The sequence below is a fragment of the Pseudomonas sp. P1_A1 genome (genome assembly GCF_056406935.1).
On record NZ_JBFTZE010000001.1, the window covers coordinates 1 to 22,752 of the forward strand.

Annotated in this window: 22 protein-coding genes and 1 pseudogene; 12 read left to right on the forward strand and 11 right to left on the reverse strand. The window is 56.1% G+C overall.

Annotated features, from left to right (window positions below; all coding sequences use genetic code 11):
* The first annotated feature begins 239 nt into the window (after positions 1–239).
* Positions 240–767 (forward strand): hypothetical protein, encoded by a 528-nt coding sequence (locus AC1D2Q_RS00005; protein WP_477811774.1) that lies wholly within the window; start codon positions 240–242, stop codon positions 765–767.
* 336 nt (positions 768–1,103) lie between these two features.
* On the opposite strand, the gene lhpI is transcribed toward AC1D2Q_RS00005, so the two are convergent.
* Positions 1,104–2,864, reverse strand: a complete 1,761-nt coding sequence (gene lhpI / locus AC1D2Q_RS00010; protein WP_477811775.1) for a cis-3-hydroxy-L-proline dehydratase — start codon at positions 2,862–2,864, stop codon at positions 1,104–1,106.
* 534 nt (positions 2,865–3,398) lie between these two features.
* Here lhpI and AC1D2Q_RS00015 point away from each other — a divergent pair.
* A pseudogene (locus AC1D2Q_RS00015) lies at positions 3,399–3,581 on the forward strand (transposase domain-containing protein); the annotation flags it as partial.
* Positions 3,582–4,132: 551 nt separating this feature from the next.
* On the opposite strand, the gene AC1D2Q_RS00020 reads toward AC1D2Q_RS00015, so the two are convergent.
* The 6 genes from AC1D2Q_RS00020 to AC1D2Q_RS00045 all read right to left on the reverse strand — a co-directional run bounded on the left by AC1D2Q_RS00020 (position 4,133) and on the right by AC1D2Q_RS00045 (position 8,976).
* Positions 4,133–5,029 (reverse strand): aspartyl/asparaginyl beta-hydroxylase domain-containing protein, encoded by an 897-nt coding sequence (locus tag AC1D2Q_RS00020; protein ID WP_477811776.1) that lies wholly within the window; start codon positions 5,027–5,029, stop codon positions 4,133–4,135.
* 2 nt (positions 5,030–5,031) lie between these two features.
* Complete coding sequence (gene proB, locus AC1D2Q_RS00025) at positions 5,032–6,165, reverse strand: glutamate 5-kinase (RefSeq protein WP_477811777.1); 1,134 nt, start codon at positions 6,163–6,165, stop codon at positions 5,032–5,034.
* 59 nt (positions 6,166–6,224) lie between these two features.
* A complete protein-coding gene (locus AC1D2Q_RS00030) occupies positions 6,225–7,436 on the reverse strand; it encodes a benzoate/H(+) symporter BenE family transporter (RefSeq protein ID WP_477811778.1) in 1,212 nt (403 codons plus the stop codon).
* 438 nt (positions 7,437–7,874) lie between these two features.
* A complete protein-coding gene (locus tag AC1D2Q_RS00035) occupies positions 7,875–8,240 on the reverse strand; it encodes a histone-like nucleoid-structuring protein, MvaT/MvaU family (RefSeq protein WP_477811779.1) in 366 nt (121 codons plus the stop codon).
* A 55-nt stretch (positions 8,241–8,295) separates the two neighbouring features.
* Positions 8,296–8,652: a hypothetical protein gene (locus AC1D2Q_RS00040; RefSeq protein ID WP_477811780.1), complete on the reverse strand. Its 357-nt coding sequence runs from the start codon at positions 8,650–8,652 to the stop codon at positions 8,296–8,298.
* Between the two features lie 63 nt (positions 8,653–8,715).
* Positions 8,716–8,976 carry a hypothetical protein gene (locus tag AC1D2Q_RS00045; protein ID WP_477811781.1) on the reverse strand — a complete coding sequence of 87 codons (261 nt, stop codon included), beginning with the start codon at positions 8,974–8,976 and terminating at the stop codon, positions 8,716–8,718.
* Positions 8,977–9,182: 206 nt separating this feature from the next.
* Here AC1D2Q_RS00045 and AC1D2Q_RS00050 point away from each other — a divergent pair, with 206 nt between their 5' ends.
* Positions 9,183–9,596: a hypothetical protein gene (locus tag AC1D2Q_RS00050; RefSeq protein WP_477811782.1), complete on the forward strand. Its 414-nt coding sequence runs from the start codon at positions 9,183–9,185 to the stop codon at positions 9,594–9,596.
* Between the two features lie 225 nt (positions 9,597–9,821).
* Here AC1D2Q_RS00050 and AC1D2Q_RS00055 read toward each other — a convergent pair whose 3' ends face one another.
* On the reverse strand, positions 9,822–10,346 hold the full coding sequence (locus AC1D2Q_RS00055) for a hypothetical protein (RefSeq protein WP_477811783.1): 525 nt from the start codon (positions 10,344–10,346) through the stop codon (positions 9,822–9,824).
* A gap of 482 nt (positions 10,347–10,828) precedes the next feature.
* Entirely contained in the window at positions 10,829–11,167 is a 339-nt protein-coding gene (locus AC1D2Q_RS00060) for an FKBP-type peptidyl-prolyl cis-trans isomerase (RefSeq protein WP_477811784.1), read from the reverse strand.
* 166 nt (positions 11,168–11,333) lie between these two features.
* On the opposite strand from AC1D2Q_RS00060, the gene AC1D2Q_RS00065 reads away from it, so the two are divergent.
* From AC1D2Q_RS00065 to AC1D2Q_RS00075, 3 genes are all read left to right on the forward strand, one after another.
* Positions 11,334–12,407: a diguanylate cyclase domain-containing protein gene (locus tag AC1D2Q_RS00065; protein WP_477811785.1), complete on the forward strand. Its 1,074-nt coding sequence runs from the start codon at positions 11,334–11,336 to the stop codon at positions 12,405–12,407.
* A gap of 173 nt (positions 12,408–12,580) precedes the next feature.
* Positions 12,581–13,873 (forward strand): tricarballylate/proton symporter TcuC, encoded by a 1,293-nt coding sequence (tcuC, locus tag AC1D2Q_RS00070; RefSeq protein WP_477811786.1) that lies wholly within the window; start codon positions 12,581–12,583, stop codon positions 13,871–13,873.
* Between the two features lie 32 nt (positions 13,874–13,905).
* Entirely contained in the window at positions 13,906–14,682 is a 777-nt protein-coding gene (locus tag AC1D2Q_RS00075) for a substrate-binding domain-containing protein (protein ID WP_018929737.1), read from the forward strand.
* On the opposite strand, the gene AC1D2Q_RS00080 is transcribed toward AC1D2Q_RS00075, so the two are convergent.
* Positions 14,672–15,586 carry a LysR family transcriptional regulator gene (locus tag AC1D2Q_RS00080; protein WP_477811787.1) on the reverse strand — a complete coding sequence of 305 codons (915 nt, stop codon included), beginning with the start codon at positions 15,584–15,586 and terminating at the stop codon, positions 14,672–14,674. The genes AC1D2Q_RS00075 and AC1D2Q_RS00080 overlap by 11 nt on opposite strands.
* A 193-nt stretch (positions 15,587–15,779) precedes the next feature.
* Between AC1D2Q_RS00080 and AC1D2Q_RS00085 the strand changes: the two genes are divergently transcribed.
* Positions 15,780–17,588, forward strand: a complete 1,809-nt coding sequence (locus AC1D2Q_RS00085; RefSeq protein WP_111453477.1) for a monovalent cation:proton antiporter-2 (CPA2) family protein — start codon at positions 15,780–15,782, stop codon at positions 17,586–17,588.
* A gap of 141 nt (positions 17,589–17,729) precedes the next feature.
* On the opposite strand, the gene AC1D2Q_RS00090 is transcribed toward AC1D2Q_RS00085, so the two are convergent.
* On the reverse strand, positions 17,730–18,302 hold the full coding sequence (locus AC1D2Q_RS00090) for a cytochrome b (RefSeq protein WP_477811788.1): 573 nt from the start codon (positions 18,300–18,302) through the stop codon (positions 17,730–17,732).
* Between the two features lie 186 nt (positions 18,303–18,488).
* Between AC1D2Q_RS00090 and AC1D2Q_RS00095 the strand changes: the two genes are divergently transcribed.
* The 5 genes from AC1D2Q_RS00095 to AC1D2Q_RS00115 are packed head-to-tail and all read left to right on the forward strand — an operon-like array spanning position 18,489 to position 22,745.
* Entirely contained in the window at positions 18,489–19,166 is a 678-nt protein-coding gene (locus AC1D2Q_RS00095; protein WP_477811789.1) for a thermostable hemolysin, read from the forward strand.
* Positions 19,156–20,637: an AMP-binding protein gene (locus AC1D2Q_RS00100; protein WP_477811790.1), complete on the forward strand. Its 1,482-nt coding sequence runs from the start codon at positions 19,156–19,158 to the stop codon at positions 20,635–20,637. The genes AC1D2Q_RS00095 and AC1D2Q_RS00100 overlap by 11 nt, the downstream gene beginning before the upstream one ends.
* Positions 20,634–21,308, forward strand: a complete 675-nt coding sequence (locus AC1D2Q_RS00105; protein ID WP_477811791.1) for a TenA family transcriptional regulator — start codon at positions 20,634–20,636, stop codon at positions 21,306–21,308. The genes AC1D2Q_RS00100 and AC1D2Q_RS00105 overlap by 4 nt, the downstream gene beginning before the upstream one ends.
* Positions 21,295–22,104 carry an SDR family oxidoreductase gene (locus AC1D2Q_RS00110; RefSeq protein ID WP_477811792.1) on the forward strand — a complete coding sequence of 270 codons (810 nt, stop codon included), beginning with the start codon at positions 21,295–21,297 and terminating at the stop codon, positions 22,102–22,104. The genes AC1D2Q_RS00105 and AC1D2Q_RS00110 overlap by 14 nt, the downstream gene beginning before the upstream one ends.
* The gene (locus tag AC1D2Q_RS00115; protein ID WP_477811793.1) at positions 22,101–22,745 is read left to right on the forward strand and encodes a tetratricopeptide repeat protein; all 645 of its coding nucleotides are present in this window, start codon (positions 22,101–22,103) and stop codon (positions 22,743–22,745) included. Before AC1D2Q_RS00110 ends, AC1D2Q_RS00115 begins: the two co-directional genes overlap by 4 nt.
* The last annotated feature ends 7 nt before the right edge of the window (positions 22,746–22,752 follow it).

Genomic DNA, 22,752 nt, shown 5'->3' on the forward strand with positions numbered 1-22,752 from the left:
CTCCTACCTCCTACGCCGACCGGGCACACCCGTAAAATCGAGCTCAGCGCATAGCGACAAGCGCCATTTGTAACTGCGGCCAGAGTTTCAGACCCGTCCTACATCTATCCAATGCCCTTTGATATAGCGTCCGCATCGCTTTCAAAGATGGAACACGGACGCTCATGGCTCGAAAAACAGACATACCTCGGGTTCAAAACCCACCGTCAGGCGACGGGCACCACATCACCAGCCGCTACATGACCGCCACTGAACTGGCAGAGCGCGAAGCCAGACTAAAATCCCATGACGACATGCTGGCCCGGCAGCAGGCGTATGAAGACCGTTTTGTCAGACAGCCTCAACAGCCAGGTCAATCCAGCGTCAAGGGTTGCGTGTTCGCCAAAAGCTGCAACCTCCCCGACGGCGTAATCAACCACGACAATCCAACCGGGTTTGTCCCGGTCGAGAAATTGACCGACTACGGAAAATTCTCGCTTTTAGGTGGCCGTGAAAGGGATGAAGCAGGAAACATACCTCTCAAAAAAATCAGTGGTAGCGCATTACCTCGCTCATTCGGAACACTGATTTTAGGTGGCGTAGGAGCTGCTGGCTCCGGGGCGGCTGCAAGCGGGTGCGGGGGTAGTGACGACTGGTGTTGTTGCTGGCGCTTTGGCGGGAATCGTTGCGTTGCTCTGGCCATCGACGCTCGGGGACAGTTCCCTGTATTCGGAAGAACAGCTCAAATCACTCAAAGAAGGTCGCACCCGAGTTCGCCTGCATATTGACCACTACACTATGACTCTAGCGGTGCTGATGTCGCCGGAATGAATAGGTTGCGAGCTTGTTAGGCTAGCCGGGCCTCGTTGGCCCGAACGGGCGACCTCTCAAATCACGCCACTTCATACCACAGCTTAGCTGGCAAGCGATGACTCGAAAGCAAAATGAATTGAACACAACCCCTCTCCTCCCCGCCGGCGAGGTCAGCCAAGTGCTGACAGACGTCGCATTCGGCATACGCACTATGACTAGCCACTGTCGCAGTTGATTGGCTGGATGCTTCACACCAAAGACTCGAGTTCGAGCACCTGATCTCGTCGAGGCGAGACCAAGTTACCAACAGCTCATGCACACACAAGCTTTAGCCAAGCGGGATAAGCACTCTCAGTACGACCTTTGGTAGCTGCCTCAACACAGCCGGCCAGGCTAGCGAAGTGGACGGGGCGACCGACAAGACCGGGTGCATAATGAGCAAATTTCGCAGAGTTGGTCATCACGTTCTTGGCCGTCGGGGGGATCACTGGCTCACCAAGCATGCACCAACAAGTGTCATTCACAATCTGGGCGCCGAATCGCTCGACCTCGGCTACATAGCCGTTTTGTATCGCCTGTTCGTATATAGCACGCCCACACGTAATGACCATTGCTGTACCAGGAGCCTTTACCAAGCTTTTGCACAGTTTCGCCAGGGTCTGGAATTCAGTCAGTGAGAAATGCGGGTTGCCCAACGACACGATATCAACGCGTGGTTCGCTTGCGCTATTCAGGCTGTTCCAACTTTGAAGCAGGTCGACCGGAGCAATAGTCAGCACTTCTAGACCGGAGCCCAAAAGATCGGGTTTATCGGTAACCAATGCTTCTGGCGTTACGCCCGCGATATGAAATAGCGGAGCTCCTGATGTCGTGCCGAAAGCTGCTGAGAAAGCTTTCAAATTATCCAGGCTTGGAGCCGCGCCTTCTAGCCCAAACACAACGGGGATACGCTTCCCTGCCAGCAAGCCGACGTGATAACCAAGTAGAGGATAAAAAGCATCGTCTAGCTCATCAGGTAAAGTCACTTGGATTTTCAACTGAGGCTTCCGGTGTTCATCTAAATGACATCCGGAAAGGGGTGCTCGCCCAGTGATTGCGATGCAGATATCCAAGTAATCTGGGTACTTCAATGTCCGGGCCGCAAGAACACTATTCGCATACACGACCGCGTTGGACTCAGCCCAGACAATTTGCTCCCCCGCTTTAGGCGCCGATTCGAGCAGGTACGGCGCGCAGGTGTAACTCATGCGCGCCCCCATTGCCATGTAGGCACTTCCCACAGCGCTCGCAGGCTCGCCGAATTCTGGATCTACACCGAGAGTCCTCCATCGACGCTGATCGACGGAAATCGAGTTAAGCGTCGTAGGAACAACAACCTTGGCACCCCACTCGACCAACTGCTCTGCGAATTTCAGGCTTGCAGGCCCAGTGTAAATGCATCCATCAATATGAGCTTGGGTGACATTGATGAGTTCAGAGGCACCTTGTAAATCGGCCATCCTCAAGACCACCTGCATAGCAACCTGGGCAGCTTTGCCTTGATCACCTGCTAGCATTTTTCGATCTTGTTCTGAAAGAGCGATTGGGTATGCAGAAAAGTCGAGCGTACCGTTGGGCTTGCTGGGCATAAAGCCATCTTGGGGCAGGCTACTGAGTGTCCTTACAGACTCGTCGCTAACACGTGCATAGGAGCTACCACGAAGGGATGCGAACGCTTCCTTACCAATGCTGATCACGGGTAATGAGCGGTCATAGATCATCTCCGCCAGCAATACTCCAAGTGTCAGGATCTCATCCACCTCTGCAAGGATAAGTGCTGCAGGCGCATGGCCGGAGCTGATGAGTTCCATCATCACACTGCTTCCAGTGCAAGACCCTCGCCCAGAGGGAATCGCCAGGACACGACCTGCTAAGTTCTTCCCTGCGAGCGGGTGATGCTGGTCGATTACGTCTCCAGTGAATGAATTGACTCCTCCCCAGAAGCTAAGCCCTACGTCAGCGAAAAGCAGTTCGCCCTCCGCAGAGCCGCCAACCAGGCTAAGGCCTGGGAGAATCTTATCCTCGTTCGTCATCAGTAACCTCGGCACTCAACGTTACCTTCGGCGCCCAATCGGACGCCGAAGGCTGTCATTTAGCTGTTTTTAGAGTTGACCGGCTGCACGGTAAAGGAGCGCTTAATTTTGTAGAGCGTACCCTCGCACAGCCACTTATCAAAATTGTCTGCATTTCACCAGAGCTCTCCATGTCACGAAGCGCCTGGTTGACCGCATCAAGCAAGGCAGGCTCGCCCTTCTTCACCCCGATGCTCCAGAACTCATGACCAATGGGTGGGTTCAACACAGCATATTTGCTAGCGTCAGCGCCTAGCCGGCTGATTAGCTTCTGAGTGGCTTCCTCGGAGGTACTAAACGCTTCCACCTTACCTTGGACAAGAACGGTGAAGGCAGTGGAAATATCGTCGTAACCGACAGGTTTGGCGCTAGGTAGCTTTTCTCGGATGAATGGTTCGCTGTTGAATGCGCCAGTGCTTGATCGTCGTTACTGTCCTGTGTACGGTTCTGTGAGCAGCCGAGGGGTGAGACTCCCTTCGGCTGACTCGACTCCGCGATTCGCGTAAAGGCGTAGCGGCCAGTGCTCAACTTTACAGCTTGGTCGAGACCGCCAAAGCCAACCGCCAGAAGCCCTATGTGTGGCCGCGCCACGCACTTGAACGCCTGCCACAGGCAACCTCGGTTGTAGATTACGAAGCCTTACTACCTTGGAACTGCTCGCCCGCATCGCCTCGCTAAGCGCGCCGCATATTCTTGAACAGGAAGGGTTCATGGAGCGCTCTCAAAGGAACTCAAGTCCCGTATGATAGATATTTCAACTCTTCCCATTGAGGTGAGCGCCCGACACTACGAAGCCAATCCAAGGCCGCATAGCCGCTCCCGCACATCTGCGCAACATCCAACATTGATCCACGAGCTTTGTCGTATACCAAAGATTTCCATTCGATAAATCCTCTGCAATATAGGTAATCGAATACGCTGGAACAGTTGCTTCGTTCAACCGAGCGAAAAGTCAATTGTTCGAACGCCTCCAACATATCCCCATTGCTCGGAAAAGCGAAGCGCTTTTCGTCTGCGCGAATGGAGCTCACATCGACATCCTTAGTAGGGATATTCATATACCGATTACGCGGGTATGTTAAAATAAACTCACTTCAAAAAACCGCAAAATTACTACCCTATCGCAAACAAGTCACAAGACCAGAGCAAATAGGATAGTAATTAGGCGGCGGCAAGAAAACAAGCCGATCATTCAATCACAAATACGCCATAAAATGGCGACTTGCAAATCAGACAAGGTTTTGTCGCAGAGGAAACCTTTCATTCATCACGCGCGCACCAATATAAAATTCGCGCATCTTCTCACAATGATCAACAAGCTCTTCCTTGCCTGTAAGCTTTGCTACGGAACAAAGATTTTTGTAAATATCACTTACTGGAGACTCGAATCTCAGCTGAATCTCCGTTAGGTTAACCATGATTTGCTCTGCGTCGTCTTTTTCACGGAATCGCTCGGACAGAAACTCCAAATAGTCGTCGAGATCTTCTGACTCCAAATGTGAACGAGCGACAAGCGCAGGAGTCACAGTTTCATCATGGATCGATTTATCTTTGAAAATGAGGGAGTAGTGCGGATTAGATATGTCTGCGTATTGAAAGTCGATACTTAAAATTCGACGATTGTCGGATGCTAGATTGATTGCACTATGGGGCACTGAGGACTCAAGAATCCAGATATCCCCCTTACGCATCCTGAATACCCCGAAATTTTCTTCGGTATGATAAGAGTCGAGGCATGTTTCAAGAGGAATTAAGATTCGAACATACCGATCTTTGTCTTCTGATAACTCCAGAAAATCCGTGTGCGGTACAACCAGCCCGTTCACCAGATTCCGCACACGTGCCATGCGCATATGCTCCGTATCGAAATACTCTTCAATGATCTTGCTAAGATACGAAGTTGCAGTCCCGATTTGGGTTCTGACTGCAGGATAATCATAATCGCTATATGTCGTATCTGTCCACTCCCCCGTACTATTCCACAAAGAGTGGTTGATCCAAGTGCCGGAGCTGAACTCATCATACTGTTCTTTAATGATGGGTAACTCGGAGAGGATCTGAAGATCTTTTTTTAGTAGTTCATTGTCAAACTTTATGCGTCCCACGAGACGGGTTCTGCTCGCCATTTTCACATCCTTTGATTGTAAAGTTCCAAAACAATGTTTTGAAAGCATATCAACTCCTTGACATTATGCGCCTGGAGCTCTGACTCCAAGGGAGACGATGCACCACGGATCATCTGGATCATCTCCCGAGAACTATAATTACTTAGCCCTTGAGCTACAGGCCTATCCGCATGATCACGAACCTGGATCATTTCGTTGCAATTGAAATTGCCGAGAACATCCAAAACCCCACGAGATGAAATACCGCCACCTCTCATCTCAAAGGCTTTCGCCGCTTCAGCATCAAGCACTAAGGTGCCTCGTGTTACTAGATGCCCCGCGAGCCATTGTTTACGTTTTATCAACCGTTTGACACCGGGCAACAACTCAATCCCAGCGGCAAGTCCTGTTCGAACACTATCCAGGACATTGGCAGCATCTCCAGATACAACACTCGTTACACCACCTGAGAGAGCGAACATTTTTGCGGCTTTAATTTTGTTTAATAATTTTTTTTGATATCGCTCACTCACTCCGCCGACAAACCTCAACAAACTTTCGTCATCTGCAGAAGAGATTTTGATGCAGTTTTCCACCGATAACGCGAAAGAGCCTCTCGAATGGATAGTCTGTCGATCAGTGATAATAATGAGCCGATCCGCGCCCATCATATTTGCGACCAGGGCCGCAATCATATCGTTATCGCCGAATCGAATCTCCTCCGTACTGACGGTATCGTTCTCATTAAGAATTGGAACCACTCGCAAATCCAGCAAGGTTTGAAGTGTATTCTTGATATTCATATAACGCTGACGATTTGCAAAATCTTCGTGTATCAACAATATCTGCGCGGCTTGGATGCCAACAAGTTGGAAACTCGTTTCAAACTCCTGGACTAACCCTGTTTGACCAATAGCCGCTGCCGCCTGCAGGTGAGGCATATTAATGGGCCTATCCCCCCAACCCAATCGCCGCAATCCCTCAATGATCGCCCCCGGAGAAACGAGAACAATCTCCAGCCCTTGTTGATGCAGTTGAGCAATTTCCTTAACCCATCGCGTGAGCGCTTCACTTTTCCCGGCGATCATGGAGCTATCTATTTTGATAACCCAACGAGTCACGCATCCCTTAGCATTTTGAGATTGGTTACTTTCCATTGAAGCCTCATACATCAAAAAACCAATACACATCGTTAGACCGAGATGTTCATTGGAGATCAGCGAGGTATTGATTGTGACTCAACAGGCTTCTCTAACGTAGGGACTCGTTTTTTGGACAAGACGAGGGTAAAAACAATACCTGCAATTAACCCCCAGAGTGCTGAGCCTAATCCTAAGAAGGACATACCTGACACCGTCACCAGGAATGTAATGACGGAAGACTCTCGATGGTTTTCATCTGACAATGACACTGTAAGGCTCGACACAAGTGTGCCAAGCAGAGCCAGCCCTGCAAGGGTCGTTGTAAGCCCATCCGGCAACCGCGCAAAAAGTGCGACGACGGATGCACCAAATGCGCCAATGCAAAGATACCCCAGTCCACAGACAACACCCGATATGTATCTCCGTTTGGGGTCTACGTGACACTCAGAACTCGCACACATAGCACCCACGATTGCTGCCGGATTGATACCCGAGTTCCCAAAGAGAGCAAGCGGAATTGACATTAGGCCGCTGGTGCCAACCACTGATTTCGGCGATATGTCATAACCAGCACTTCGCAAAATATGGATGGAGGTCGCGTGCTGGGTAAGCGCTAAGAGAAATAGTGGAACTCCCAATCCAATTAGCGAGTCGAGTGAGAAACTTGGGAGGGTGAGAACCGGCTGCACAAGAGTAAGATTCACATCGTGCATTTGAAAGCTTGCGCCTGGCAAAGTGAGGAGCACGCCGGCTAGTAATGCCAGAGCGACGGCATAACGAGGAATCAACCGACGGCAAACGACGTAGGCGACAATTACTGGGAAAACGACCGCCGGAGACGACTGAAGCGATAAGAATATCTTCGCGCAGAATGCGAAGAGAACACCAGCAATCATCGCGGAAAGCAGGTGCTGCGGCAAATACGATACCAGCCGGGTGAACAAGCCCGAAATGCCCAATAGGGCAACAACGATGCCGGTCACCAGATAACATCCAATCACATCGCCGAAGGGAAATTGAGCGAGTCCTGTGATCAAGAGCGCAACACCAGGTGTTGACCACGCGCCAATGACCGGCATTTTATAACGTATGCTGAGCCACAGTCCAAGCGCCCCAGCGCCGATCGAAACCGCCCATATCCAAGTAGATAACAAATCATATGAGAGTTGCCCAGCTTGCGCCGCCTGGACAACGATTAAAACAGGCCCGCTATAGGTCGCCAACAACGCAATTAGACCGGCGATGGCAGCTGACGCAGAAAAATCCTTGCGAATTCTAGATATCATTTCATTCCTTGAAATATCGTGTTGTCGCTCTCAGCGCTTGACTCTATATGATGGAACGCCAAAAAGATACAAGTCGGCATCATAATAGTCGCGGCAGATATAGGGCTGTGGGAGATTTTTTCTGAGTCTCAGCATGCCCTCCTCGCATTGATAATGGGCTCCACCGCCCCAGAATAGCAAGATTTTTAACATGTCAGCGGTGATACGAGGCCCGTCCTAGACGCCCACCGACCTGCTCTGGCGTGCCTAGCCAGTTAGGAATGTGCGCAAACAAAAACGTTCGGCGGGGCCCGTCTCACAATTGGCCTCATCGAGCTTCATTCGACGAGCGAGATAAAGCGCCAAGCCTTGGTCGCGCCGGACTACAGCTCAATTTCGCAGGGGAGCCCTATCCGCTATAGAAAAGGCTCGCAAGGGCATTTTGTACTCAAACCAAAATCACTCGGTCAGCCAGGACTCGACGGTGTCGGAACCGTATTTCGCTTTCCAATCTTTCAGAGTTTTGTGGTTGCCGCCTTTGGTTTCGACAACTTCACCGCTGTGCGGATTTTTGTAGACCTTCACCTGACGCGGTTTGCGAGTCGTTGATTTGAACTCAGCAACGGGTGCGCGACGACCGGCCTGTGGATCAAGCAGGTTGATCACGTTCTTCAAGCTGTAGCCGTACTCACCAAGCAAAGCACGCAATTTGCTCTCAAATTCCATTTCTTTTTTCAGGCCGGAATCGCTTTTCATGGACTCAAGCTCCGCCAATTGGGCGGCCAATTGCTGTTCGAGTTTGCGGTATTCAGCCAGACGAGACATCGGTCATTTCCTTCAATTTGGATAACACGTAGTGTAGGGCACATAATAGATCGTTTTACAACCCCAAATCTCTTTGGAGTTGCTCCTCTTGGATCTCCTCAGTTGCATGCCCACCCTTCACCAGATACCACTGGAGCTGAGAGCGTAGGTGGTCTTTGAGTCGAGACCTCAGTTCAAGGTAACCAGGAACATCAACACAGGATTCAGGATGAAGCCCTCGTTGCCGCAGCACTGCACGCAGTACCTGAACACCTAGCGGGCCAATGTCGGAGGTATGCAATCGCACTAGAGGATCAAATCCAGGACGCCTCTTGAAGCTATCCACAATTCGCTGGATTAACGCTTCAAACGTTTTGGCATCGCATGTTTGCTGAACCGATAGCCACACTTCAGATTCGAGTTCACTGTCCATTCACAGCTCTCTCCTCGCCCACCAGGAGCTCCCATCCAGATGTTGTCCGACATGGGTATTTTTTCAAAAAAATAGCTCGTTGTTTGAAATCAAACCTGAAAGCAGCGGCTTACGCCGCACAGGGGCGATTTTGCTATGCCCATTGGGCAGCCACACCGCAGCGTCAGCAGGATAAATCGAAGGAAAAAGGCCAGAGGCAGAAGCACTGCAAAAGCAAAAACCAACACCGTTTCCCCAGCAGGAACGGCGGAAGGAGGAGCGCCGAGATCGCTGCTTTTCTGTTGCTCTCAAATTAAAAGATCCGTCGCTCAAAAATTTTTTCAAGGGGTCTTCTGAAAAAATATTTTTGTTGACGCGACTGGTTGGTGAATCCCATCTGGTCAGCTACCTATTCAGCCTCACAACAATCACTGCCTTTTTTCCACAGGTGCCTCGCTCGCACAAATCTGAGACCGCTAATTCACTGCAGACTGTTAGCATTAGCAGCGTTGTTCGAAAGTGTATGTGAAGAAAGTGCCGGGGAAGACTTGATGGATACGGAACTGAAAATCCTATGGCAACGGGAGCGTAATCGACGCGAAGCATTATGGGAGCTGGAGCGCATACGCCCAGGCGCCGGCGAAGCCAAACCGTACTTGGCGTTGCTCAACGATATTGATTACCAGGATCGCATTAGCCCAATCGGCGAGACTGGCTCGATGACAATTGAAGAGCTGCGTGAATCCGTCCTCGAAACTCCGTTTGAGGGAACGGATGGCTATCCGTTCGTGATAGTCCTTGACCAACACATCCCCCAGCCTTGGAGGGCAAGGTTTGAAGCTGCCTGCATGCTTTCTACTCGCTTGCGCGAGGGGGCCTATGCCAGTGATTGGCGCCGTTTTTTACGACTGTGGCAGCGGGAGATGGAGCACCTTTCTGCGCACAGGGCGGCTATATCCGTGTGATTAGAATTGATTCGAACCGATCGTATCGGAGTTGCTTTTAGGCATTGCGGGCGCTTTGGGTTGGCGGGAGATGGACTGAAGAAGCTGCACGTTGGGATTCCTCTGAAAGCCCGTATTGATCACGTATCCTGACAGTCGACTCGTCCGCTATTGCGGGTTGTGCGCTCGACTATCACGCCTCTTGCAATGCCCCTTCTCCCCCGACTTGCGACGAGAAAGCAGATCCTATGACAGGTATGAACGACGCTTCAGTCGTGCCTGCCTATATTCTGAGTTAATTACGAGCCAAAGTAAGAAACAAAAGCCTAGTGAGCCTATGACATCCATGCTGAACTGGTCAGCTTGAAAGGCTCCTCTCTGCCCCATCTGCTCAAGCTCCCAGCCAAGTGATCCCCCAATGTAAATCATTGCAATCGCTGCCGCCCACTGGGCTATGTAGACTGAGCGGAAGACATTCAGGATTCGTTTTCGTAGCTTGATGAACCAATGCTGGCGCAACCAAGTTTTTTTGAATGGCACCCTTTTCGAAAACTTTGAAATGACCGCTACAAGAAAAACAAAAAGAGCCACTGCCGACATTGCACTCAGCCAGTGCTCTACCAGACTCTGCTGCCCAAACCCGAGCTGCTTGAACACATCATTGAGCTCAACATTCAAACGGAATCGACTCACGAGTGCTAGCGCGCCGGCCCCTATACCTACGATCCCTGCAAAAGCAAAAAGCTTGATCGGAAATCCTGATCGTCCCATGTCTCCCCCTTATAACCCTGATGTTTGTGGAGCGCAGCTTTCAAAAAGCTCATTGCCCTTTTGGCAACACGCTACGAGCAAAATAATGCTTCCACTTAGAGCTTTGTGCGAGCGATTCACGTGTATTTTCCACTGACTCTCTCTCCTCAAGCACTTTCTCGTGTCAGGAATAATGATTCAGCTGACTCAAGATACGGGGAAGAACTCTCAACTTCATGACAGCGGGCAAGCTCGCGTGCTTTCGGGAGCCCCGACCGGCCAGGATGTACAGCTTGTCTTTGCTCTCAAAAAAGAAATCGTTAGCAGGAAGTAGATCAATCACATCAACTCCCACCTGCGAAACGTGTCTTCGAGACACCTGAGCGGAATCATCGGTGACTCGCTAAATCAAAACCAGAAATCACCCTCCCAACACATAAAAACCCCGCCATTTCTTCTAACAGAGATGGTGGGGGTCGCCATTTCAGCCCCCACCCAACAAATCAATCTTCCCGCGTCAGCACTTCCAGCAATTCAATCTCGAAAATCAGATTCGAATTCGGCGTAATCGCCCCCATCGACCGCTCGCCGTAGGCCAGGTGCGCCGGCACCAGCAGCTTGCGTTTACCGCCAACCTGCATGCCCATGATTCCCTGGTCCCAGCCCTTGATCACCCGCCCCGTGCCAATCACACACTGGAAAGGTTTACCCCGGCTGTAGGAAGAATCGAATTCGGTGCCGTCTTCCAGCCAACCTCGATATTGGGTGGTGATCAGTGCGCCTTTGACGGCGGCTTTGCCGTCGCCCACTTCAAGGTCGATTACCTGCAACTCATCATTCATGACATTCACTCTATCTGTGCGCCTGCCCCGAGCGGGCTTGATGGGCGCCGTTTTCCCAGAAATGCAGGCCATTGGCAACCGTTTCGCTCTGTATCCGGCAGTGGTCGTGAACTAATATACCCGCCACCTCCCCCACGGTTTGATACACCATGAGCGCAATTCCTCAATGAGTCAGCTCTGGATCGATATCACCATCGGCTCACTGACCTTTGCGCTGATCATCGCGCTGATCTGGCGCGATCGTTCGTTGCAAAAGCAGTTGGCCGAGTGCCGCGCGCTGATCGACAGCCTCACCGAGGGACAAAGTATCCACCAGGAAGGCGATGCCGAACGCTTCAAACGCAGCCAATACTTCGCCCGCATCGGCACCTGGGACTGGGAAGTCGATACCGACAAGCTGTATTGGTCGGATGCAATCTACGGGATGTTCGGGTTCAAGATCGGCGAGGTGACGCCCTCCTACGCCCTGTTCTGCGCCTGCGTACACCCGGACGACCGGGTCAAGGTCCGCGCCGGTGAATTGCGTTGTCTGGAAACTGGCGAAAACCACGACGAGGAATACCGCGTGGTCTGGCCGGATGGCAGCATCCGCTGGCTGCGGGAGACCGGCAATGTGGTCAAGAATGAGCATGACGCAACGATCAAGATGATGGGCGTGGTGCGCGACATCACCGAAGAAAAAGCCTCCGCCAGTTACCTGCAACACCTGGCCCATTACGACCCGTTGACCGGTCTGCCCAATCGACTGGTGCTCGAAGAACGCCTGTCCGATGCGCTGGAACATGCCCGCCTCAGCGCCACGCGGGTGGCATTGGTGTTTGTCGACCTCAATGGGTTCAAGGCGATCAACGACCACTACGGCCATGCGGCCGGCGACCGCGTGCTGGTCACCACTGCGACACGCCTGAAGAAAATCCTGCGTTCAACCGACACCGTCGCCCGGATCGGTGGCGACGAGTTCGTGGTCATCCTCCAAGGCCTTCCCCAAGGCAACAGCCTGCAAGACGAAGCCCGCAGCATCTGCCAGAAAATCTTCATCGAACTCGCACCGCCGGTGACCATCGGCAACGACCAGCGCCACATCGGCAGCAGCCTTGGGGTCGCGGTGTTCCCGGACCATGCGCCGAGCATGGACCGGTTGATTCATATTGCCGATCTGGCGATGTATGAGGCCAAGCGCAGCGGGAATAATCAGTATCGGTTGGGGAACATCAGCCCGATACGCGTTCACAGCGAATAGCCTTGGGCAAACGCCGAATCTCTGGAGGTCGGCAACATTGATCCGCTTCATGCATCAATACATACCAACTATGCAATTAACATATTGATGTCCCTGTTCCACTATCCACCCCAATAAGAACCGTGCACCGCGTCCAGGCAGTGCACGTCATAAAAGCGGTGGAGTACACGTCAATGACAGCATCAATCCATTCCGGTCGCTCCCGGACCAGTGCGATTTTCCGAGTGACCTCGGGCAACTTCCTCGAGCAATTCGATTTCTTCCTTTTCGGCTTCTATGCCACGCAGATCGCTGCCGTATTTTTCCCTGCCAGCAGCGAGTTTGCGTCCCTGATGATGACGTTCGCGGTGTTCGGCGCGGGCTTCCTGATGCGTCCGTTGGGCGCCGTGATACTGGGCGCTTACATCGATGATGTGGGGCGCCGCAAAGGGCTGATCGTCACCCTGTCGATCATGGCCAGCGGTACGATTCTGATTGTGCTGGTGCCCGGATACGAAACCATCGGGCTGTTTGCCCCGGCCATCGTGCTGATCGGCCGATTGTTGCAAGGCTTCTCGGCCGGTGCGGAACTGGGCGGTGTATCGGTGTACCTCGCGGAGATCGCCACTCCCGGCAACAAAGGTTTCTTCACCAGTTGGCAATCAGCGAGCCAGCAAGTGGCGATCATCGTCGCGGCGGCTTTGGGCTATGGTCTGAACCAATGGATGGCGCCGACGATGATTGCCGATTGGGGATGGCGGATTCCGTTTTTCGTCGGCTGCATGATCGTGCCTTTCATCTTCTTCCTGCGCCGTAACCTGGAAGAAACCGAAGAGTTCGCCGCCCGTAAACATCGGCCAGGCATGGGCGACGTGTTCCGTACCCTGGGGCAGAACTGGGTCATCGTGTTCGCCGGGATGATGATGGTCGCCCTGACCACTACCGCGTTCTATCTGATCACCGTGTACGCGCCAACCTTCGGCAAAACCGTGCTGCACCTCAATACCTCCGATGCACTGTTGGTGACCTTGCTGGTGGGCGTTTCGAATTTTTTCTGGTTGCCGATTGGCGGCGCGCTTTCAGATCGCATCGGTCGTCGCCCGGTACTGATCGCCATGGCGTTGCTGACGTTGGCCACGGCCTACCCAGCGCTGACTTATCTGGTGCAAGCACCGAGCTTCATCAACATGCTGTTGGTGCTGCTGTGGCTGTCGTTCATTTATGGCTTGTACAACGGCGCAATGATCGCCGCGCTGACGGAGATCATGCCGGTCGAGGTTCGGGTCGCAGGTTTCTCCTTGGCTTATAGCCTGGCGACGGCGGTGTTCGGCGGTTTCACACCGGCCATATCGACCTTCCTGATCCAGTACACCGGCGATAAGGCCGCACCCGGTTACTGGATGAGTTTCGCCGCGTTCTGTGCCCTGTGCGCGACGCTGTTTCTCTATCGCCGTGCCTCTGGCCGCCTGCAACCGGCCGTGTCGTGAACCACCCAACCTCTAACTGCGAGAGCTATTTGATGAAAAGGTTTTTCAACTTTACCGCCCTGGCCCTGGTGGCCAGTCTCGGTCTGAGTTCGATCGCCCAGGCTGAAGAAATCCGTGTAATGACGTCCGGTGGTTTCACGGCGGCCTACAAAATCCTCGGTCCGAAATTCGCCGAGTCTAGCGGCAACACCCTGGACACCGCCCTCGGTCCATCCATGGGGAAAGCCCCGGAAGCGATTCCCAATCGTCTGGCCCGCGGTGAGAAAGCCGACGTGGTCATCATGGTCGGTTATGCCCTCGACGACCTGATCAAGCAAGGCAAAGTCGATCCCGCTTCACGGGTCGAACTGGCGGATTCGCGGATCGGCATGGTGGTGCGTGAAGGCGCGCCGAAGCCGGACATCAGCTCGGTGGAAGGCCTGAAAAAAACCCTGCTCGACGCCAAGTCAGTCGCCTACTCCGACAGTGCCAGCGGCGTGTATATCGAGGATCAACTGTTCAAGCGTCTGGGCATCGAAAACCAGCTCAAACCCAAATCGAAGATGATCCCGAAAATCCCGGTGGGCTCGGTGGTTGCCACCGGCGATTATCAACTGGGCTTCCAGCAGGTCAGCGAATTGCTACCGGTGCCTGGGGTGAGTTTTGTGGCGAAAATTCCGGAATCGGTGCAATCGGTCACCCGTTTCGCCGCCGGTATTCCGGTCAATGCGCAACACCCGGCCGAGGCCAAGGCGCTGCTTGAGTACCTGGCCTCCAGCGCAGCCCAGCCGGACGTAAAAGCGACGGGGCTGGACTCAGTCAGCCACTGACCGAAGGTTGCTGGACTTTCATTTCCACCACCAGGCGCTCCAACGCCAATGCCGCCGGGGTTAACGTACGACCCCGGCGCTTGATCAAACCAACACTGCGCATTACCTGCGGATCGGTCAACGGTACCCGCGTCAGGATCGGATGATCCGCCGCCGGCATCGCCATCAACGGCACGGCAGCCACGCCCAACCCGGCCTCCACCAGACCGATCATGGTTGTCACATGACGGGTTTCGCAGATGCTCGGCCGCTGCGGCACCACGCCAGCCAGCGCTTGATCCAGCAAAAAGCGATTGCCCGAAGTCTTGTCCAGCGAGATGTAATCCTGCTGATAAAACTCATCCCACGTCACGCTGCTGCGTCCCGCAAGGGGGTGATCTCGTCTGCACGCCACCACATAACCTTCCTGCACCAGCGGCTCGAATTCGACTTCGGCCTCCAGGGTGCCCATGAAGCTCAGGCCAAAGTCCGCTTCACCGTTGACCACGGCACTCAATACCTCGTGAGCACTGGAGTCGAGCACCTTGACCTTGATCCGCGGAAATTGCCGATGGTAGTGGGCGATCACGCGCGGCATGAAGTAGTAGGCCGCCGACGGCACACAGGCGACGGTGACATGCCCGAGCCGGGTCGAGGCGACTTCGCTGATGCCCAGTAGCGCCACGTCCAGGTCATCCAGCAGGCGCTCGACGCTGGGCATGAAACCACGCCCGGCCTGAGTCAGGCTGACCCGGCGAGTCGTGCGCTCGAATAATTTCACGCCCAGAGCGTCTTCGAGCTTTTCGATCCGCCGGCTGAGGGCTGGTTGGGAGATGCGTACGGTGTCCRCAGCCTTGCGAAAGCTGCCCTGCTCCACCACGGCGCGAAAGGCTTGCAGATCGTTAAGGTCGAAGTTGATGGCCATGGTACGCACTCGGGAACGAACAGATTGATCAGCTTATCCTATGAATGTCACTAATTGATGCTAAATGTAACGACATCTTGGGTGCCTGCAAAACTGCCATCGCGAGGCCCAAACATTTTCGTTCATGGCTGACGCATCCGGCTCCAGCCTTTATCCTTATCGCCCCCGCCGTATCGAGTTTTTGGAGTTTCGCATGCCCCACGAAGGCAACCTGTTACAAGCCGCTGTCGTCTTTTTGTTCGCAGCGGTGCTCGCCGTTCCCTTGGCCAAGCGCCTGCAACTGGGGGCGGTGCTCGGCTATCTGTTTGCCGGGGTGATCATCGGGCCGTCGGTGCTGGGTTTGATCGGTAATCCACAAAGCGTCAGCCACATCTCCGAACTCGGGGTGGTGTTGTTGCTGTTCATCATCGGCCTCGAGCTGTCGCCGCGTCGTTTGTGGGTGATGCGCAAATCGGTGTTCGGCGTGGGCCTGGCGCAGGTGCTGTTGACCGGTTCGGTGATTGGCGTGCTGGCGTTGTTCGCGTTTGGCCAGTCCCTGAACAGTGCCATCGTGTTGGGCTTGGGCCTGGCGTTGTCGTCCACCGCGTTTGGCTTGCAAAGCCTGGCCGAGCGCAAGGAACTGACCAGCCCCCATGGGCGGTTGGCGTTCGCGATTTTGCTGTTCCAGGACATCGCCGCGATCCCGTTGATCGCGATGGTGCCGTTGCTGGCCGGCGGTGATCACACCAGCAGCGCGGCCGAAGATTTGAACCATGGCTTGCGGGTGCTGGGCAGCATCGCGGTGGTGGTGATCGGCGGGCGTTATCTGTTGCGTCCGGTGTTTCGCGTGGTGGCCAAGACCGGTCTGCCGGAGGTGTCCACCGCCACCGCGTTGCTGGTGGTGATCGGTACGGCGTGGCTGATGGACCTGGTGGGCGTGTCCATGGCACTCGGTGCGTTCCTCGCCGGCCTGCTGCTGGCGGATTCCGAATACCGTCACGAGCTGGAGGCGCAGATCGAGCCGTTCAAAGGCCTGCTGCTGGGGCTGTTTTTCATCAGCGTCGGTATGGGTGCCAACTTGAGTCTGCTGCTCAGTGCGCCGGTCGTGGTGCTGGGGCTGACCCTGCTGCTGATCGCCATCAAGCTGCCGCTGCTGTTTGTGGTCGGTCGACTGGCCGGGGGCTTGGGCAAGGTTAATGCGATTCGTTTGGGGATCGTGCTGGCGGCCGGTGGTGAATTTGCCTTTGTGGTGTTCAAGATCGGTCGGGATCAGGGCTTGTTCGAGCCGCGCCTGTACGACTTGCTGGTGCTGACCATCACCCTGTCGATGGCGCTGACGCCGCTGTTGCTGCTGGCCTGCGCACGCCTGGTCAAACCCAAGGTGCAACCGGTGGAGGTGCCACAGAAGTTCCGTGAAATCGACGCCGATACGCCCCGCGTGGTCATTGCCGGCATGGGCCGTATGGGGCAGATCGTGGCGCGGATTCTGCGGGCGCAGAACATCAAGTTCATCGCCCTCGACACCTCGGTGGAAACCATCGAACTGTCCCGCAGTTTCGGCGGTGTGCCGGTGTTCTATGGCGACCCGATGCGCCCGGAAATTCTCAGCGCGGCCAAGGTCGAGCAAGCGGAGTTCTTTGTGATCGCCACCGATGATCCAGACACCAACATCAAGACGGCCGAGGTGGTGCACAAGCTGTATCCGCACATCAAAATCATCGCCCGCGCCCGTAACCGTCAGCATGTACACCGTTTGGTGGATGTCGGGGCGCAGGCGGTGCGGGAAACCTATTACTCCAGCCTGGAAATGACCCGTCGTACCTTGGTTGGACTCGGGCTGACCCAAGCCCAGGCGGATGCGCGGATCAAGCGCTTTACCCATCACGACGAACAGGTGCTGGAGGCTCAGCACGCGGTGTATGACGATGCGGCCAAGGTGATGCAGACGGCCCAGGAAGCGCGGGCGGAACTGGCGAAGTTGTTTGAGTCGGATCAGCTGGAGGAGCAAGCGGGTAAGGTTTGAGGTGACGGTGATGGCCTCTTCGCGAGCAAGCCCGCTCCCACATTGACCGAGTCAGCCGCACATTTTGTGGCTGACATAGACCCAATGTGGGAGCGGGCTTGCTCGCGAAAAACGATAACGCGGTATCCAGGCAAACCCGAATTATCGCTGACGCTCGTTGACACCCGCACCAAAGCCCTTGGGCAGCATGCGCGTGAGCGTGTTGTCGCGAACCCAGTAGTGATGGACCAACCCCGCCGCCGCGTGCAAACCGATCAGCCAGTAGCCGGCACTGCCGAGCCACTCATGCCAATGCTTGAATTGCTTGGCCAGCACCGGATCAACCGCCACCGGCGCCGGCAGGAAAAACTCGAAATACGGCATCGACTTGCCCCCGGCGGCCAGCATCAACCAGGCCAATAGCGGCGTTGCGATCATCAGCACATACAACGCCAGGTGCATGAGGTGCGAGGCGCCGGTCTGCCAGGTGGGCAGGGCCGGAGTAATCGGTGGCCGGGGTGTGAGGCGCCCGAGCAAGCGAACCCAGACCAAGGCAAAAATGCTCAATCCGAATAAGCCGTGAAGCCCCAGGAAAAGGCCCCTCGAATCACTTCCACGGGGCAGTAGCCCTTTGATCTCGATGCAGCCATAAACGCCGACGAACAGCGCCAGCATCAGCCAGTGCAAGGTGATCGAGAGTTTTCCATACCGGTGTACTGCTGAATCTCGGGTCATACAGGGCCTCATGAAGATCAGTGGTGGCTGCCGATTCATTTCGTGCAGCCTGGATCCGGTTGCGTCGAACCGACCGGCGCCACCCTGCCCGTCCAGCCTTAAGACAATCTGAAGATAGCCTTCAGACTTCGTTAAGAATCACCTTCGATACTCCTCCCAAACTGACTCGGGGAGGCGTTCTTACCCATGCACGATTTTGACTGGAACATCCCTCTGCCCCTGCACTTCGGCCAAGCCGAAACCCCGCAGATGAGCCTGGCCAGGGCCTTGCCGGACGATGCCCAGCGCCCCGTCTTCGAAGCATTTATCCAGCAGCGGTTTCGCAAGGCCCACGGCGCCGATATCCGCCATTTCATGCCGCAACTGTTCGGCATGAGCGATGAGTCCGGCACGCTGTGTGCGGTAGCCGGCTTACGACTGGCCAGTACCGAACCCTTGTTTCTGGAGCGTTACCTGGACGAGGCGATCGATCCGCTGATCAGCGCCGCTGCCGGCCAACCGGTGGACCGGGCCGGGATTGTCGAGGTCGGTAACCTCGCCGCCAGCGATACCGGCAGCGCGCGACTGAGCATCATCGCCATCACCTACCTGTTGGCCATGGGCGGGCTGGAATGGGTGGCGTTCACCGGCAATATCGGGCTGGTGAACAGTTTCCATCGCCTGGGCTTGAAGCCGGTGACGCTGTGTGCCGCCGACCCCGAGCGGCTGGGAGAGGACCGTCACCACTGGGGCAGTTATTACGAGAGCCAGCCATGGGTGCACGTCGGCAACATCCGCGCCGGTTTCATTCATCTGCGCAACATCGGCCTGTTCAATCGCCTGGGGCTGCCAACGTCCCTTGAGGAGTCCAGCCATGTCGCCTGAAATGGAGCGTTTCAAACAAACCCTGCGCCATCACGCCGAACACAAAGGCAACGCCGTCGCCCTGTGGGGCGATCAGTTGAAACTCGACTACGCCACGCTGTACGCCGAGGTCACGGATCGCCAACAGCGTCTTCGTGATGAGCACGTCAAAGTGGTCGCGCTGGCTCTGGACAACGGCACCGAGGCAATGCTCTGGGACCTGGCCATCCTGTTCGAAGGCCTGACCTGCCTGACATTGCCGCCCTTCTTCAGCCCGGCACAACGCATCCATTGCCTGGAACAGAGCCAGGCCGAACTGATGATTGCCGAGCCGGAACTGGAAGCTGAACTGCAAGGGGCCGGTTATGAACACGCAGGGGAATTCTGGCGCCGTCCCTTCAGCGGTCCGAACCGGATACCCGAAGGCACCGCCAAACTGACCTTCACCTCAGGCACCACCGGCACGCCCAAAGGCGTGTGCCTGAGCGCCGAAAGCCTTTTGCGGGTGGCCCGTGAGCTGGATCAGGCAAGCAAACCCACCGATCCACGGCACCACCTGGCGTTGCTGCCCCTGGCGATTCTGCTGGAAAACCTCGGCTGTTATGCCGCGCTGTATGCCGGCGCGACCCTGAGCGTGCCTAGCCAGAAAACCCTGGGCATTCAGGGGGCCAGCGGTGTCGATGTGCCGCGCTTGTTGGGGTGTCTGGCCTCCCGCGCGCCCGAGAGCTTGATCCTGGTGCCACAGTTGCTGCTGATGCTGGTCAGCGCCGCCGAGCAAAAAGCGTTCAACCCCCAATCGTTGCGGTTCGCCGCCGTGGGCGGTGCGCGGGTCAGCGAAGAGTTACTGCATCGTGCCCAACGCATCGGCATGCCGGTGTACGAGGGTTACGGATTGTCGGAATGCGCGTCGGTGGTGTGCCTCAATCGCCCGGGAGCACACCGCCCCGGCAGCGTCGGCCGGCCCCTGCCCCATGTCGAAATTCGCCTGGCCGACGACGGCGAAGTGCTGGTCAAGGGCTCGACCCTGCTCGGCTATCTGGGGCAAGCGCCCTACCACGATGAATGGTGGCCGACCGGCGATCTCGGCGAGTTCGACCCGGAAGGTTTTCTCTACCTCAACGGGCGCAAGAAGCATCAGTTCATCACCAGTTTCGGCCGCAACGTCAACCCGGAATGGGTCGAGGCCGAACTCACCCAGCGTCGCCACATCGCCCAGGCGTTCGTCTACGGCGAAGCGATGCCGAGCAACCACGCCCTGCTCTGGCCCCATCGACCGGACTGCACCGATGAAGAGCTGGCCACCGCCGTGGCCCTGGCCAATGAGGCCTTGCCCGATTACGCCCAGGTTCATCACTGGACCCGTCTCGATCAACCGTTCACCCCCGCCAACGGCTTGCTGACCGCCAATGGCCGACCACGCCGCGACGCCATCTTCGAGCGTTACCGGGCGCAGCTCACCGAATCCGTTATTTCCGAGGAATCTGCACCATGAGTTTTTTCGACACGCTGCAAGAAGCCACCTATCAAGAACGCCACGAGCTGTTCAATCTGCCGATCATCCGCGATGCCCTTGAGGGCAACGTTAGCCTGGACAGCTACCGTGCCTTCCTCACCCAGGCCTACTACCATGTGCGCCATACCGTGCCGTTGATGATGGCGTGCGGCGCACGTCTGCCGCAGCGTCTGGAATGGTTGCGCAAAGCGGTGTGCGAGTACATCGAGGACGAATACGGCCATGAACAGTGGGTGCTCGACGACATCGCAGCCTGTGGCGGCGACAAAGACGCCGTGCGTGACGGCCGTCCATCGCTGCCAATCGAGTTGATGATCAGCTTCCTCTACGACCTGATCGCCCGGGACAACCCGGTGGGCCTGTTCGGCATGGTCAACGTGCTGGAAGGCACCAGCATTGCCCTGGCCACCCACGCGGCCGGCAGCATCCGCGAACGCCTGGCGCTGCCGGAAACCGCCTTCAGCTACCTCAGTTCCCACGGCTCGCTGGATATCGAACACATGCAGACCTACCGCCGCTTGATGAACATGCTCGAAGACCCGGCCGATCAGGCCGCGGTGATTCATGCCTCGAAGGTCGTGTACAAGCTCTACACCGACATGTTCCGCGGCCTGCCGCGTGATGGGGAGAATCTGCATGCGCCCGTCTGAGGCTCGCGTGGTATTGACCGGAGCCAGTGGCGGTATCGGCCTGGCCATCGCCAGCACCCTGTGTGCCAGTGGCGCCCATGTATTGGCCGTGGCCCGGCATCGGGAGTCGCTGGAGCCCTTGCTCGAACGCTACCCGGAGCAGCTGCACTGGGTCGGTGCGGACCTGACCCTGCCCGACGACCGGCGCAACGTGCTGGCCGCGGCCGAAGCCATCGGCGGCATCAACCTGCTGATCAATGCCGCGGGCGTCAATCACTTCGCCATGCTCGAACAGCTCGATGACAGCGAGGTCAACGCCATGCTGGCAGTGAACGTCGGCGCACCGATCTGCCTGACCAAGTTGTTGCTGCCGCTGCTCAAGCAGGCCGAGAGTGCCATGGTGGTGAACGTCGGTTCGACCTACGGCTCCATCGGCTACCCCGGTTACGCCAGCTATTGCGCCACCAAGTTTGCCCTGCGCGGTTTCTCCGAAGCCCTGCGCCGGGAACTGGCCGATACCCGGATCAACGTGCTCTACGTCGCCCCCCGAGCGACCCGCACCAGCATGAACAGTGCGGCGGCCCAAGCGCTGAACGATGCGCTCAAAGCCAATGTCGACGACCCGCAAACCGTTGCCTCGGCGGTCATCCACGCCATTGCCGGTGACCGTCGCGACTTGTACCTGGGCTGGCCGGAACGCTTTTTCGTGCGCCTGAACAGTCTGTTGCCGCATCTGGTGGACCGTGGCTTGCGCAAACAATTGCCGCTGATCCGTCGCCTGAGTCAGAAGCCCGATAAGGAGAGCCTCAAACCATGAAGAAAATCCTCACCTGCTTGTTGCTCGCCGTGCTGAGCCAAAGCGTCTGGGCGCTGGAAGCCGCCGATCAGCAGCGCCTCAATGTCATTCAACAAAACTGGGCGCACATCCAGTACGAATTGCCCGCCGAACAGCGCAGCGCCGCCTTCGAAAAACTCGCAGCCCAGGCCTCGGCGTTCACTCGGGAACGCCAGTCCCTGGCCGAAGCGTGGATCTGGTCCGGTATCGTCACCAGCAGTTGGGCCGGCGCCCAGGGTGGCCTCGGTGCCCTGAGCAAGGCCAAGGCGGCCAAGGTCGATCTGGAAAAAGCTCTGGCCATTGACCCCAAGGCCCTGCAAGGCTCGGCCTACACCAGCCTCGCGGCGCTGTACGATCGGGTGCCCGGCTGGCCTATCGGTTTCGGCGACGCCGACAAGGCCGAAAAACTGTTGAAGCAGGCCCTGGACCTGAACCCGACCGGCATCGACAGCCTGTACTTCTGGGGTGATCACCTTTACCGTCAAAAGCGCTATGGTGAAGCTCGGGACGCGCTACAAAAAGCCCTGCACGCCGCGCCCCGTCCTGGCCGGGAAAGCGCCGACGCCGGGCGTCGCAAAGAGATCGAAGCATTACTGGGTGACGTGAACAAGAAACTCGACTGACAGGAGT

Coding starts and splice junctions, on each gene's coding strand:
- AC1D2Q_RS00105 (WP_477811791.1), top strand. CDS start 20,634: ATGAGTTTTTTCGACACGCTGCAAGAAGCCACCTATCAAGAACGCCAC.
- AC1D2Q_RS00095 (WP_477811789.1), top strand. CDS start 18,489: ATGCACGATTTTGACTGGAACATCCCTCTGCCCCTGCACTTCGGCCAA.
- AC1D2Q_RS00075 (WP_018929737.1), top strand. CDS start 13,906: ATGAAAAGGTTTTTCAACTTTACCGCCCTGGCCCTGGTGGCCAGTCTC.
- AC1D2Q_RS00055 (WP_477811783.1), bottom strand. CDS start 10,346: ATGGGACGATCAGGATTTCCGATCAAGCTTTTTGCTTTTGCAGGGATC.
- AC1D2Q_RS00110 (WP_477811792.1), top strand. CDS start 21,295: ATGCGCCCGTCTGAGGCTCGCGTGGTATTGACCGGAGCCAGTGGCGGT.
- tcuC (WP_477811786.1), top strand. CDS start 12,581: ATGACAGCATCAATCCATTCCGGTCGCTCCCGGACCAGTGCGATTTTC.
- AC1D2Q_RS00030 (WP_477811778.1), bottom strand. CDS start 7,436: ATGATATCTAGAATTCGCAAGGATTTTTCTGCGTCAGCTGCCATCGCC.
- AC1D2Q_RS00050 (WP_477811782.1), top strand. CDS start 9,183: ATGGATACGGAACTGAAAATCCTATGGCAACGGGAGCGTAATCGACGC.
- AC1D2Q_RS00085 (WP_111453477.1), top strand. CDS start 15,780: ATGCCCCACGAAGGCAACCTGTTACAAGCCGCTGTCGTCTTTTTGTTC.
- AC1D2Q_RS00100 (WP_477811790.1), top strand. CDS start 19,156: ATGTCGCCTGAAATGGAGCGTTTCAAACAAACCCTGCGCCATCACGCC.
- proB (WP_477811777.1), bottom strand. CDS start 6,165: ATGGAAAGTAACCAATCTCAAAATGCTAAGGGATGCGTGACTCGTTGG.
- AC1D2Q_RS00115 (WP_477811793.1), top strand. CDS start 22,101: ATGAAGAAAATCCTCACCTGCTTGTTGCTCGCCGTGCTGAGCCAAAGC.
- AC1D2Q_RS00090 (WP_477811788.1), bottom strand. CDS start 18,302: ATGACCCGAGATTCAGCAGTACACCGGTATGGAAAACTCTCGATCACC.
- AC1D2Q_RS00035 (WP_477811779.1), bottom strand. CDS start 8,240: ATGTCTCGTCTGGCTGAATACCGCAAACTCGAACAGCAATTGGCCGCC.
- AC1D2Q_RS00065 (WP_477811785.1), top strand. CDS start 11,334: ATGAGTCAGCTCTGGATCGATATCACCATCGGCTCACTGACCTTTGCG.
- AC1D2Q_RS00060 (WP_477811784.1), bottom strand. CDS start 11,167: ATGAATGATGAGTTGCAGGTAATCGACCTTGAAGTGGGCGACGGCAAA.
- AC1D2Q_RS00040 (WP_477811780.1), bottom strand. CDS start 8,652: ATGGACAGTGAACTCGAATCTGAAGTGTGGCTATCGGTTCAGCAAACA.
- lhpI (WP_477811775.1), bottom strand. CDS start 2,864: ATGACGAACGAGGATAAGATTCTCCCAGGCCTTAGCCTGGTTGGCGGC.
- AC1D2Q_RS00005 (WP_477811774.1), top strand. CDS start 240: ATGACCGCCACTGAACTGGCAGAGCGCGAAGCCAGACTAAAATCCCAT.
- AC1D2Q_RS00020 (WP_477811776.1), bottom strand. CDS start 5,029: ATGGCGAGCAGAACCCGTCTCGTGGGACGCATAAAGTTTGACAATGAA.